Annotated in this window: 14 protein-coding genes and 1 pseudogene; all 15 read left to right on the top strand. The window is 63.6% G+C overall.

Going from position 1 to position 12,638, the window contains the following annotated elements; all coding sequences use genetic code 11:
- The first annotated feature begins 280 nt into the window (after positions 1 to 280).
- The 15 genes and pseudogenes from P5703_RS18635 (at position 281) to P5703_RS18705 (ending at position 12,637) form a co-directional block, all read left to right on the top strand.
- Complete coding sequence (locus tag P5703_RS18635) at positions 281 to 811, top strand: STY4534 family ICE replication protein (protein ID WP_121721626.1); 531 nt, start codon at positions 281 to 283, stop codon at positions 809 to 811.
- Between the two features lie 101 nt (positions 812 to 912).
- Positions 913 to 1,524: a DUF3275 family protein gene (locus P5703_RS18640; protein ID WP_023464540.1), complete on the top strand. Its 612-nt coding sequence runs from the start codon at positions 913 to 915 to the stop codon at positions 1,522 to 1,524.
- A gap of 90 nt (positions 1,525 to 1,614) precedes the next feature.
- The gene (locus P5703_RS18645; protein WP_121721625.1) at positions 1,615 to 1,995 is read left to right on the top strand and encodes a hypothetical protein; all 381 of its coding nucleotides are present in this window, start codon (positions 1,615 to 1,617) and stop codon (positions 1,993 to 1,995) included.
- A gap of 16 nt (positions 1,996 to 2,011) precedes the next feature.
- Positions 2,012 to 2,272, top strand: a complete 261-nt coding sequence (locus P5703_RS18650) for a hypothetical protein (RefSeq protein WP_121721624.1) — start codon at positions 2,012 to 2,014, stop codon at positions 2,270 to 2,272.
- A 152-nt stretch (positions 2,273 to 2,424) separates the two neighbouring features.
- Positions 2,425 to 3,252 (top strand): DUF932 domain-containing protein, encoded by an 828-nt coding sequence (locus tag P5703_RS18655; protein ID WP_121721623.1) that lies wholly within the window; start codon positions 2,425 to 2,427, stop codon positions 3,250 to 3,252.
- Between the two features lie 322 nt (positions 3,253 to 3,574).
- Positions 3,575 to 4,222 carry a hypothetical protein gene (locus P5703_RS18660; protein ID WP_121721622.1) on the top strand — a complete coding sequence of 216 codons (648 nt, stop codon included), beginning with the start codon at positions 3,575 to 3,577 and terminating at the stop codon, positions 4,220 to 4,222.
- Positions 4,219 to 5,400 (top strand): DUF6094 domain-containing protein, encoded by a 1,182-nt coding sequence (locus P5703_RS18665; protein WP_502989188.1) that lies wholly within the window; start codon positions 4,219 to 4,221, stop codon positions 5,398 to 5,400. The genes P5703_RS18660 and P5703_RS18665 overlap by 4 nt, the downstream gene beginning before the upstream one ends.
- 99 nt (positions 5,401 to 5,499) lie before the next feature.
- Positions 5,500 to 5,796: a hypothetical protein gene (locus P5703_RS18670; RefSeq protein ID WP_279641794.1), complete on the top strand. Its 297-nt coding sequence runs from the start codon at positions 5,500 to 5,502 to the stop codon at positions 5,794 to 5,796.
- 104 nt (positions 5,797 to 5,900) lie between these two features.
- Entirely contained in the window at positions 5,901 to 8,171 is a 2,271-nt protein-coding gene (locus P5703_RS18675) for a DEAD/DEAH box helicase family protein (protein WP_173603199.1), read from the top strand.
- Positions 8,172 to 8,266: 95 nt separating this feature from the next.
- Complete coding sequence (locus P5703_RS18680; protein WP_234492730.1) at positions 8,267 to 9,484, top strand: SIR2 family protein; 1,218 nt, start codon at positions 8,267 to 8,269, stop codon at positions 9,482 to 9,484.
- 147 nt (positions 9,485 to 9,631) lie between these two features.
- Positions 9,632 to 10,135 (top strand): annotated as a pseudogene (pilL2, locus tag P5703_RS18685) (PFGI-1 class ICE element type IV pilus protein PilL2); the annotation flags it as partial.
- Entirely contained in the window at positions 10,135 to 10,794 is a 660-nt protein-coding gene (locus P5703_RS18690) for a hypothetical protein (RefSeq protein WP_279641795.1), read from the top strand. The pseudogene pilL2 and the gene P5703_RS18690, both read left to right, overlap by 1 nt.
- A gap of 57 nt (positions 10,795 to 10,851) precedes the next feature.
- Entirely contained in the window at positions 10,852 to 11,535 is a 684-nt protein-coding gene (locus P5703_RS18695) for a TIGR03759 family integrating conjugative element protein (RefSeq protein ID WP_279641812.1), read from the top strand.
- Positions 11,520 to 12,104 carry a transglycosylase SLT domain-containing protein gene (locus P5703_RS18700; RefSeq protein WP_279641796.1) on the top strand — a complete coding sequence of 195 codons (585 nt, stop codon included), beginning with the start codon at positions 11,520 to 11,522 and terminating at the stop codon, positions 12,102 to 12,104. The genes P5703_RS18695 and P5703_RS18700 overlap by 16 nt, the downstream gene beginning before the upstream one ends.
- Positions 12,101 to 12,637: an integrating conjugative element protein gene (locus tag P5703_RS18705; RefSeq protein ID WP_279641797.1), complete on the top strand. Its 537-nt coding sequence runs from the start codon at positions 12,101 to 12,103 to the stop codon at positions 12,635 to 12,637. The genes P5703_RS18700 and P5703_RS18705 overlap by 4 nt, the downstream gene beginning before the upstream one ends.
- Position 12,638: the final 1 nt, after the last annotated feature.

The raw sequence follows: 12,638 nt of genomic DNA on the forward strand, positions 1-12,638 counted from the left end.
CGCCGGTTCGCTGCCGCCATGCCACGCTGCGGCCATGTTCCGCTGATCCGTCAGCAACATGCCCAGGTAGTCACGGTCTTCGAGGCTACGACGCGGTTCCGACCGCGTGACCGATCCAGTTCGCACCAGCATCCCATGCGCGAACGTTCGCCCCTCCCAGGGCGAAGGATGCACAAGCAGTACCTGGATCGTTCGATCCATCAACCCGCGCGGGGGTTATGCCTCCCCGCCGGGGTGGGTGTGTCTCCGCCTTCTTGTCCCTCAAGTCTGGAGATTCACCATGACCACTTCATCCGAAAAGTCCAACTTCTTCGACCTGCACATCACCGGCCTCGGGTATCTCAATCGCATCCGCGAAGTGAAACCCAAGAAAGGCGATACCTTCCTTGCCTGCGACGTCGCGGCGCTCAATGGTCCCAGCGATAAGCCGGAGTACCGCCGTTTCGACGTGCGCGTATCCGGCAGCGAGGCGCAGCACCTGATCCGCCGTTGCGTCCCCGCCGTCGAGGCCGAACGCAAAGTGCTGATCGGCTTTCGTCTGGGCGATCTGTGGACCGACATCTTCACCTACAGCAAGGGGAAGCGTGTCGGCGAACAGAGCGTCAGCCTGAAGGCCCGCCTGCTCTTCGTGAGCTGGATCAAGGTCGATGGCCAGCTCGTCTACAAGGCCGAACCCAAGGCCTCCGAGGAAACGGCTCGCGACGAAGCGCCCAGCGTTTCGAGCGAACCCGCTGTCCAGGATGCACCCGCATCCGAGACGGTTTCCGACGACGAAGCAGCCGAAGTACCGGCGTTGGCCGAGTCGTTCTGAACCCACAAGGCCCCCTCACCGGGGCCTTGCTTCCTTTCCATCCAACGAGCCGCCGGTCTTTCCGGTCGGCGTCTCGTGACCTCATCGTAAGGAGCTGACCCATGATTACGCTTCCCGGCCAATTGGCCATCAAGACCATCCACGGCAGGAACGGCGACTTCAACGTCGGCCGCCTCGCCACCTCCATCGGCGAGTTCGTCATCAAGAACGCCGAGTTGGACCAGTACCGCGAAGGCAAGTACGAGGGCGATTTCGTCATCACCGAGATTCGCCCTTCGACGTACAACACCAGCGGCCGCATGGTCATCGAGATCCGCGCGCACCTGGGCGGAATGACCTTATCGAACATCGACCACCTGAGCCGCGATGAAGCCAACCGGCTGAGTCCGCAGGAAGTCGATCCGATCGACGAGGAAGCGCAGACGCCTGTCCCGTCCACTTCGGCACCTGCCGAAGCGAAGGCGGCAACGTCCAGCGATCCCCTGGTCGATACCACGCCGTTCGGCGCCGACGTTCCCGCCAAGCCGGCTTCCAAGCCGGTGACACAGGACGACGACGCCACGCTGTTCGGCGCTCTCTGGCCGCTGGGCGAGATCGTCAAGCTCGATGCCACCGTCGATCGCCGCCTGTTGCGTCAGCAACGGGACCGTCTCGGTGCCTTGGGCTACGAGTTCGCGCCGCTGTCCCAGGACTGGCATATCGCCTCCGCCTGATCCCTCCGTCGCTTCCCGCGACGTTCCAACCACCCGCCGGGGTATTTCCCCCGTCGGGGGAGTGCTCCGGCTTTTCACAGGAGAACTCCCATGGGCTGGTATTTCTCGCGGCAAACCCGCGACCAACTGATCCGCGAACTGATCGAACCGCAGGAGAGTGAAAACGCTCGCTCGGAGGTCATCGCCCACACCCTGCGCGGCAACGTGCTGTGGTCCGTGGTGCGCATTACCGCCAAGCAGGCGGGATTCATGAAGCTCGCTGCCGGCGATTCCATTAACGTCATCCGTTGCGACCTGCTGCAAGGCTCGGGCGGCGAATGGGGCCACAAGCCCCTGGATGAATCCATGCACCCCTACTACTACTCGTGCCCGTTGCGCTATCTCGACATGGCGCCGGTGCAATCCCCCGAGTGGCGGGAAGGCGTGCTCGCCCATCACGCACGTCGGCGCATGCCGGCGTCAGTGGCCTGAGCACGGGAGGTACGTCATGGACCCGATCCTGGCCTCTCTCCCGGCGTCGTTGCTGCGCCTCGTCGAAGATCAGTTGTCCAACAACGAAGTTTCTTCCGACGAGGAACTGCTCGATCACTTCATCAGCGACGGTCTCACCGAAGAACAGGCACGGCAGGCGTTGACCTACCGCGACCAGTACCTCGCCAACCTCTACCTGGACGGTTTCACACCGATCCTCAAGGGGAACGAGGCGCTTCGCTTCAACCCCTACAGCCGGCAATTCGAGCCGGACTGAACCGCAGGCCCGTGCTTCACGGGGCTGCATTCCTCTTTACCTGACCCACCCAGGCCCTGCCCCGCAGGGCCTTTCTTTGTCCCATGCAATCGCACGCATCCGGCTTTTGGCCTCTCGATGCCGATTGCTCCAATCCTCAAAAGGAGATAGTCATGAAACTCGCATCCCGCTTTTCTTATCGTTCTCCGGTGCTGCGTTCGGATCACCCGTTGTCGGATGATCAGATCCGCACCGTCGCCCCATCCATCTTCGCGGAGACCCCGCACGAAAGCCGTTCCCAGCGCTACAGCTACATCCCGACCGCGGCCGTGTTGACGGAGCTGCGCAAGGAGGGGTTCCAACCGTTCATGGTGTGCCAGACACGTGTGCGCCACGAAGATCGCCGTGACTACACCAAGCACATGCTGCGGCTTCGCCACGAGAGCCAGATCAACGGCACCGAGGCGAATGAGATCATCCTGCTCAACTCGCACGACGGCACCAGCAGCTATCAGATGCTGGCGGGCATGTTCCGCTTCGTCTGCCAGAACGGCTTGGTGTGCGGCGACACCTTCGCCGACGTCCGCGTTCCTCACAAGGGCAACGTCACCGATCACGTCATCGAAGGCGCCTATGAGGTCTTGCAGGGTTTCGAGCAAGTGCAACACTCGCGCGACGCCATGCGTGCCATCACACTCGAAGAGGGTGAGTCCGAAGTCTTCGCCAGATCGGCGTTGGCCCTCAAATACGACGATCCCGGCAAGACCTTGCCGATCACGGAGAGTCAGGTTCTGGGGCCACGTCGTTTCGACGACAACCGTTTGGACCTGTGGTCCACCTTCAACCGAGTGCAGGAGAACCTCGTCAAAGGCGGCCTGACCGGACGTACCGCGAACGGGCGCCAGCAACGCACGCGGCCCGTTCAAGGCATCGACCAGAACGTCCGGCTGAACCGGGCGCTCTGGCTGCTGGCGGAAGGTCTGCGTCAGTTGAAAGCCTGACCATCAAGCGGATCATGCCCATGTCGGCATGGTCCGCTTTTTTTGTTCGGCGGACGCCCCTTCGGAGCCCCTTTGCAAACAGGGTGGCGTCGCGTGGCGGTTTTTCGCTCCCGCTCATCGGCCTGTTGAAGCAGGCTACTTCCCATGTCCGTCGGCGTTGCCGACAACATGCCCAGGTAGCCTAGACCTTCAAGGCTACGGTGCGTTGCGACGCACTGGTCGTTCTCTTTGCCAAGACGCCTACGGCGTTTCCTTCCATCCCCCTGGGGCAGTGACTGCCCTCGCGGGCGGTGCTGCCTCTTTTTACTTCGAGGACATCACCATGCCTGCATCCACATCATCCAGTGTGCTCTATCGCATCGACGAATGCCCCGACCTCATGGCCGACGGCTGCATCGGCGACGAGCACGGCAACCTGGTCTTCCTGTCCGTCTGGGCGCGCGATACCGCCGTCCAGGAGTTCCTGGCTCGCCTGACCCTTGGGCGCAATGAGCAGGGACTGGATCAGTTCCATCTCGTCACCGATCAGGCGTCGATCCCGGTCTTCGTCGGCAATCCCGACAACCTGGAGAAGCGCACCACGCGCGCCTTCCGGCGCACGCTGTTCGGTTCCATGTCTCATCTGTGGCTGTTCGACAAGCGCTGCGTGAAGCCCGACAAGGCCAACGCCAGCGCATTGGCGCTACTGCCCAGGACAGTGACCGACCACACCGAACGCCTATGGGCGCTGGTGCGGGAGACCTGCCCCCTGCCGCTGCTCGATCACTGGCGCGATGCCGTGCTGGAGCTGCTGCAATCACGGGACATGCTGACGCGCCTTCCGTTCGCCCTCGGGCCGCTGGAAGGCCATCGGCTGGCCCTGGACGTTCCGGCGCTGACCACGGCGCTGGGCGAACTGATCCGCAACGGCACCCTTGGTGTTTCGCAGGTCGAGCTGGCCTCGGGCAAACCGCTGCGGCGGGTGGCCTGACGCTCACCACACGGGCATGTGCGTCGCGCGTGCCCCGCTTTCATCCCACTTCTTCACAGGAGATTCCCATGGCTCTCATGTTTCCGCGCCTTGCGCGCAACTTCATCAAGAACGGCTACTTCCCGACAGACGAACCCACGTTGGAAAGAGCCCTGACCGCACTGGCGCCGTCCTCTGGCCCCATGTGCATCCTCGATCCCTGCGCCGGCGAAGGCGTCGCGATCGCCGAAGCCGCTCATGCCCTCGGGCACGAACAGGTGAAGGCATTTGCCGTCGAGTACGACGCGGAGCGCGCCACCCATGCGCGCAGACTCGTCGATCGTTGTCTGCATGGCGACCTGATGGACTCGCTGATTTCCCGCCAGTCCTTCGGACTGCTGTGGCTCAATCCGCCTTATGGCGATCTGACGCGGGGCGTCGATGGCAACATCGGCTACCAGGGTCAGGGGCGCGCACGGTTGGAGAAGCTGTTCTATCAGCGCAGTCTGCCGCTGTTGCAATACGACGGTGTGCTGGTGCTCATCATCCCGGCCTATGTACTCGATGCCGAGTTCGTCGGCTGGCTGACCCGCCACTTCGCCGATCTGCGCATCTACCGTGCGGTGGACGTGCAGTTCAAGCAGGTGGTGATCTTCGGCCGGCGCGTGCGTCAGCGCGAGCAGGTGCCGGAGGACGCCAAGACGGCGCGCAGCCTTTTGCTGCAAGTCGGGCAAGGCGACATCGAAGCCGAGGAATTGCCCTGCGAATGGCCGTTCCAGCCTTACACGGTTCCGGCGTCTCCCGTCGAACCGGAGCACTTCTATCGCGTCACGCTCGAACCCGAGCAGTTCGCCGACGAGGTACAGCGCCTGCAAGGGCTGTGGCCGTCAATCGACACGCACCTGGGCGCCGCGCAGCAACTGCAACGGCCCCCGGCGCGCGCCCTGTCGCACTGGCATCTCGCCCTGGCTCTGGCCGCAGGCGCGGTTTCAGGCGTCGTGCAATCGAAGAACGGCCGCACGCTCGTCGTCAAAGGTGATACCCACAAGGAGAAGTCTCACCAGACGGAATACACCGAGCGTGACGATGGCTCCGTGGCCGAGACGCGCATCCTCACCGACAGGTTCGTGCCTGTTATCAGGGCGTGGGACATGACCCTTGGCTCTCCCACATGGGGCCAGGTACTGACCATTCGCTGATCTTTGTTCCTTGACGGTTCGCCGTCGTTTTTATCCACCCACCGGGGTCATGTCGCCCCTGTGGGGTGCCGTGGCCCCTTTTCTTGAGAGGTAGTCACCATGGCACTCGCAGTTCTGTCTCAACCACGCTTTCGGGCCGGAAAATTGCTCATGACCGCAGGCGTGAATGGCCTTGTTCAACGGGGTGTGTTCAACCCCGGACCCTATCTCCAGCGCCATCTCAACGGCGATTGGGGCGATCTCTGCGACGACGACAGGCGGCAGAACGATGTCGCTTTGAAGTCCGGCGAGGATCGATTGCTCTCGTCCTACCAAGTCACTTCCGACCTGAAGCTCTGGATCATCACCGAACGGGATCGCAGCGTGACCACGCTGCTGTTGCCTGAAGAGTATTGATCCGCTTTTCCCGCGACGTTCGACCGTCGCGTTTCTTCCCAACCCTGGGGCATGTCATCGCCCCATCGGGGGAGGTGCATGCCCCATTTTTTTGGAGCATCACCATGTCCCTCGATCTTGAAACTGTTCCCGATACCGCCGTGCAGGGCGACCTGCTGGAAGCGGCGGCTTCTCCACTCACGATCAGCTTGCAGGATTTCGTCACCGAGTTCGGCGATGAGCTGCTCGACTCTCTCAATCGCGCCAACCCGCCTGTCTACGCCGGGCAGGCACGGGCGCATCGCCAGACCATCCTGGCCGGCCTGAAGCGGAAGCTGTTTCCCGCCCAGGCCGAAGTCGTCCATGCCGTCACCGAGCTGCTGGTCGATCGTGGCGAACGTGCCGCGATCGTCAACGGCGAGATGGGCTGCGGCAAGACGACCGTCGGCATTGCCACGGCCGCCGTGCTCAATGCCGAAGGCTACCGCCGCACCCTGGTGCTCTCGCCACCCCACCTGGTCTACAAGTGGCGGCGCGAAATTCAGGAGACGGTGGCCGGCGCCAAGGTCTGGGTGCTCAACGGCCCGGACACGCTGGTCAAGCTGCTGAAACTGCGCGAGCAGTTGGGCGTACCACCCCAGGGGCAGGAGTTCTTCGTCCTCGGCCGTGTGCGCATGCGCATGGGCTTTCACTGGAAGCCGGTGTTCGTGCGTTGGCGTACCCGTCACGGCGACGTGGGGGCGTGCCCGCATTGCGGCCATGTCATCACCGACCTGGACGGCGAGCCGATCAACCCGGTGGAACTCGAAGCGGAGGAAACCCGCCGCAAGTGCGGACACTGCGCCTCGGCGCTGTGGACACTGATCCGTCCCCGGCGCCTGTCGGTCAACGACCAGTCGCAAGCCGTGCTCAAGGCGCTCAAGCGTATTCCCACCATCGGCGAAGTCACTGCACAGAAGCTGATGAAGAAGTTCGGCGAGTCGTTCCTGGCTTCGATGCTGGGCGACAACCTGTACGAGTTCATCAATCTCATGGACGACAACGGCGAGCTGGTGTTTTCCGACCGGCAGGCCCAGCGCATGGAACGTGCGATGGCCTCGATGGAGTTCGGCTTCGGCGAAGGTGGCTATCAGCCTTCGGAATACGTCAAACGCTACCTGCCGCAAGGCACGTTCGACCTGCTCATCGCCGACGAGGCGCACGAGTACAAGAACGCGGGTTCCGCCCAGGGGCAGGCGATGGGGGTCTTGGCCTCCAAGTCACGCAAGACGCTGCTGCTGACCGGCACCTTGATGGGCGGCTACGGCGACGACCTGTTCTACCTGCTGTTCCGCGCCCTGCCTGGGCGAATGATCGAAGACGGCTACCGGCCGAGCAAGCAAGGCAGTCTGACGCCGGCCGCGATGGCGTTCATGCGCGATCACGGTGTGCTCAAGGACATCTATTCCGAGAGCAAGGGCTCGGCCCACAAGACCGCCAAGGGCAGCAAGATCACGGTGCGAACCGTGAAGGCCCCCGGCTTCGGTCCCAAGGGCGTGCTGCGCTGCGTATTGCCGTTCACGGTCTTCCTCAAGTTGAAGGACATCGGTGGCAACGTGCTGCCACCCTACGACGAGGAGTTCCGCGAAGTGGCGATGGACGCGGAGCAGGCGCAGGCCTATGGACGCCTGGCGGGGCAACTGACCGCCGAGCTGAAGCAGGCGCTGGCGCGCCGTGACACGACGCTGCTGGGTGTGGTCCTCAACGTGCTGCTGGCCTGGCCGGACACGTGCTTTCGGTCCGAGACGGTCAAGCATCCGCGCACCCGCAATCTGCTGGCGTTTACGCCGTCGCTGTTCACCGATCTGGAGGTCATGCCGAAGGAGCGGGAGCTGATCGACATCTGCCGCGAGGAAAAAGCGGCGGGCCGCAAGGTGCTGGTCTACAGCGTCTATACCGGCACGCGCGACACCACATCGCGCTTGAAGGTGCTGCTGGAGCAGGAAGGCTTCAAGGTGGCGGTGCTGCGCGCGAGCGTGGATGCCTCCCGCCGGGAAGACTGGATCGCCGAGCAGTTGGATCGCGGCATCGACGTGCTCATCACCAACCCCGAGCTGGTGAAAACCGGCCTGGACCTGTTGGAGTTTCCGACCATCGTGTTCATGCAGTCGGGCTACAACGTGTACTCGCTGCAGCAGGCCGCGCGCCGTTCCTGGCGTATCGGGCAGAAGCAGCCGGTCCGGGTGATCTACCTCGGCTACGCGGCCACCTCGCAGATGACTTGCCTGGGGCTGATGGCCAAGAAGATCACGGTGTCACAGAGCACGTCAGGAGACGTGCCGGAATCCGGGTTGGACGTTCTCAACCAGGACGGTGACTCGGTGGAAGTGGCACTGGCACGGCAGTTGGTGCATTGAGTATTAACCCATCTTTGGCGGCCCCTTCGGGGGCTGTTTTTCTGAAATCGTCTCCCAGAATAAATAAAAGTATTATTTCGTTATACGGAGGAAAAATGATGGTAAATAAAAATAGAAAACTACGGGCTCTGGTAGTGGTTGGCGCTGGTGCCTCGGTAGAGTATGGAATACCTGCTACAACACAGTTGGGCGCGTTAATTGAAGTGGGTGTTGCTGCAGATAGGTACTGTGCCAAGGTGGGTGGGGTCGATGTATACCGCGACGTAAAGACGGCACTGGAGGGCTACTACGACGGCAATTCCAGCGAAGCGCACTTTGAGCGCATATACCACGTGATGCGTGAACTGCATGCACTTCACCGAACACCCAGGGCCGTACCGAAATTCAGCCCAGTCATGTTGCCGTTTCTCAACAAGCAGAAGAACTACTCGCAGGAGTCCTTGCAGGCTGCCTGTCAGACCATGCTGGCAGTCATCTACAAGGAGGCATCCACGATCTGCGATAACCCGAAGAAGCCGCTCAAGTCTCTGGAAAGCTTCTTCTCTCAATTGGAGGAGCACTTCCTGCCAAGGGTATACACCACCAACTATGACGACTTCATCGGACAAGCCACGGACGACCGCTACTTCACCGGCTTTACCCGGTCACGCGGCACTCACGCGCTATTCGATCCGCATTCGTACTGGTCGCATTGGGACGATCCAGCCCTCTTTCATGTCCATGGCTCGGTCCACATGGGATTTCCGCTACCGCAGGATGGTTGTGAGATTGGCGAACTCGCCTGGTATCCATCCAGAGCGGAGGCACTGAAACGCTCTGGATTCAATGGGTCAAGCCTTGGCCGTATGGATGGCACGGGCATCGAGCGAAGCGCCATCATCACAGGGCTGGACAAGCTCGGCCGCCTGCAACAGATGCCCTACGGACTCTACTACGCAGGACTCAGCCGAGATGCAATGGAGGCCGACGTGGTCTTCATTCTTGGTAGTGGCTTAGCGGACCTGCACTTGAACACGTGGCTCAGGGAAGCACGTAGACACAAGCAACGGCTTCCCTTGCTCTATGTTGGCTACTGGCCAGGTGATACCACGGAGTTATTTTCAAGGTTCCACTTCGATTACGAGGATCAGGAGATCGCCCTTTTTCACGACCTTCGGATCGATCTGGCGAACGTTCCAGAGTCCCACTTCAAGGAGGCTAGCGGCTGGACGATTGATGCGCACAAGACAGCCGCCGTTTGGGCCGATGGTTTCCAGGCATTCCTGTCTCACCCGGATGCGCTCGCGGGGGCGATGAAGGAAATCGGCGTATAGCTATCACGAAGACCTTGAAGTGAGGCGACACCAAGTTTGATGCCTCGACTATTTCAACAAATTGGTTGAAGCGCAGTTCCCTTTGTTCGCTGATGCGACGGCCTTCCCCTGCGAAGGTGGCATCACGAAGCCCCTGGGAGCCGCCGCATGCTATCCATTCGCCGCCCATACCCGGCCGGAAACGCCGCGCTTGCCGCCGGCCTGATCGCCGCCGCCCTGACCGCCGGATGCGCCACATCATCCGTCGCGCCACCCGTCATCGAACCGGAGCCGGAAACACAAGCCCGGCCCGTGCCGGACGGCTGGATTCCCATCGTTCGGTATGGGCGCTACACGCTGGTGGAGCTGGTCCCGGAGGCCGCCCAGCAAGACCTGCTGTTGCAGGTCATCGACGTGTCGATGCCGGCGACCCTGCCCGCGACGGTCGGCGAGGCGCTGGGCTACGTGCTGCTGCGTTCCGGCTACACCCTTTGCGAAGCCGATCCCGACGCCGCACCGCTCCACCATCTTCCCTTGCCGGCCGCGCACCTGCGGCTTGGGCCGCTTTTCCTGCGCGACGCCCTGCTGACGCTGGCGGGGCCGGCCTGGGAGCTTCACGTCGATGACGTGGCGCGGCGCGTGTGCTTCACCCAGGAACAGGAGCCGTTGCCATGACCCTGCCTCCCGATTTCCATCCGACTTCCCGCACCCGCCTGCTGCAAGTCGCCGCAGCGACCTGGCTGCTGCTGGTCAGCGCGGCTGTCGTCGTCAATCACGTGTCCCTGTCCCGCCTGGCCGAGGACGCGCGAGCCAGCGCGCCGGCCATTGAGGTCGCGCTGCTCGATAGCCGCCTCACCGAACTGGAACTGCTGACGGACAGCACCGGGCACGAGCTGGAACCGCTGACCCAGGCCAGCCTCGACACGGTTCGCCAGGCGCTGGAGGAACGGCTCGCCCGGCTCGAACAGGCGGACACCGAACCGCCTGCCACGACCGACATCGCGCACCTGCAAACCCGCCTCGATCAACTCGAAGCACGCTTGAAGGAAGTCCGCCAACCACCGCCATCCGCTGCCGCGCCGGCACGTCGCCTGCCTCCGGCCGAGGCCGCACGGCCCGCGACCGTCGAACCGCCATTCCGCCTGCTGGACATCGAATTGCGCGCCGGCGAGCGCTTCCTGTCCATCGCGCCCGCCGATTCCCGCTCACTCGCGGCGGTCCGCGTGCTGCGTCTCGGCGAGACCGAGAGCGGTTGGCGGCTCGAATCCCTCGAAGGGCGGACCGCGACCTTTCTGTTCAACGGGCAGGCGCGACGGTTGAACGTGCCGTAGGAGGTCTTCGTGAAGCCGTGGTTCGTTCGTTTCGTTCTGGCGTTCGCCGTCACTTCGATGACTTCGGCGGTCGCCGTCGCGCAGAACGCGCCTGCCGCCGACTCCCGCATCGTCCAGAGCCGGGACAGGGCCGCCATCGACGCCGATCTCGACGAACGCCTGGCGCGGGATTGGGGACTGCAAACCGAAGAGTGGGCGCGCTACCGGCAGTTGATGCAGGGGCCGCTGGGCGTGTACTCGCCCGGCCTCGATCCTTTCACGGCCCTGGGCATCGAAGCGCGCACGGACGAGGAACGCCGCCGCTACGCGGAGCTTCAGGTGCAGGCCGAGGCCCGCCGCGTCGAAAAATTGTTGGCGTACCAGCGCGCCTACGACGACGCCTGGAAGCGGCTCCATCCCACGCTTCAGCCCGTCGTCCTGACCGATGCCGGCACCCCTCCCGCCACGTCCGGCGCCCTGGGGCGGCTGGCGGTCTTTGTCAAGGACGACTGCCCGCCCTGCGAACAGCGCGTGCGGCAATTGCAGACCGCAGGCACGGCCTTCGATCTCTACATGGTCGGCAGCCGCCGGGACGATGCGCGCATCCGGCAATGGGCGGCCAAGGCAGGCATCGAGCCGGCCAAGGTGCGCGCACGGACCATCACCCTGAATCACGACGCTGGCCGTTGGCTGTCGATCGGTGTACCGGGCGAGCTGCCGGCCGTCGTGCGTGAGGTCAACGGGCAATGGCTGCGTCAGTGAGCCTTTGCCGGGCAGGCGTCCTGTGCCTGCTCTGTCTCACCGCCTGGACCACGCCCGCCCAGGCGCGGGAGATTCCGCCGCCGGCCTATCAACTGGCCGCGCACGACGCCGGCATTCCCTCGGCGGTGTTGTACGCCGTGGCCTTGCAGGAAAGCGGCATCGCGCTGCGTGGACGGCGAACTCCGTGGCCTTGGACCTTGAATGTCGCCGGCCAGGCACGCCGGTTCCAGACCCGCGAGGCCGCCTGCGCGAACCTGCGGCGCGCGCTGCGGGATGTGCCGGCGACACGCATCGACGTTGGTCTGGGGCAGATCAACGCCGGATACCAGGCACACCGTTTCGATCACCCCTGCGAACTGCTGGACCCGTACCGGAATCTCGCGGTCGCCGCCGCGATCCTGCGCGAACACCACAGGCCCGGCGATGACTGGCTGGTCGCCATCGGCCGCTATCACCGCCCCGCCGGTGGCGCTCCGGCAGCCCGCTACCGCCACAGCGTTCAAAAACATCTGGCCCGCGTGCAGGGCAGCCCGGTTCCGTCCATCGCATCGAGGAGTCATCGACCATGAACATCCGCCTGTGCGTACTGCCGCTGCTGGGTCTGCTGGCCCTCACCGCCCATGCCGCCGACCAGACCCTTGTCGTCGTCGAGGATCGGGGCGGCGCGTCCGCCTTGCCCTACTACCAGGCGCTGAACCTCCAGCCCCGAAACCCTCGCCAAGCACTACCGCCACCGCATATCGAGGTGCCGCCGCTGCCGGGGGAACGTCACGGCGAGGCCGACATGCTGCCAGTGCGCTCGACGCTGTTGACGCCGGGCACGGTGGAGCGTCGGGTGATCGAGGCGCCGGGGCTGCGCCCGCTGTTCCTCGTCGGTGATGACGAACGCTCACGCGCCTGGCTGCGTCAGCGCATGGAAGTCTTGCACGAACTCGGCGCGGTCGGCCTCGTGGTCAACGTCGAGTCCCAGGTCGCGCTGAATGCCCTGCGACGCCTGGCGCCGGAACTGATCCTGTCCCCGATCTCCGCCGACGACCTGGCCCGACGGCTCGGCATCCGCCACTACCCCGTGCTCATCACCGCCACGGGGGTCGAGCAGTGAC

It is taken from the genome of Stutzerimonas sp. FeSN7 (assembly GCF_030263795.1).
Lineage (GTDB): Bacteria > Pseudomonadota > Gammaproteobacteria > Pseudomonadales > Pseudomonadaceae > Stutzerimonas > Stutzerimonas stutzeri.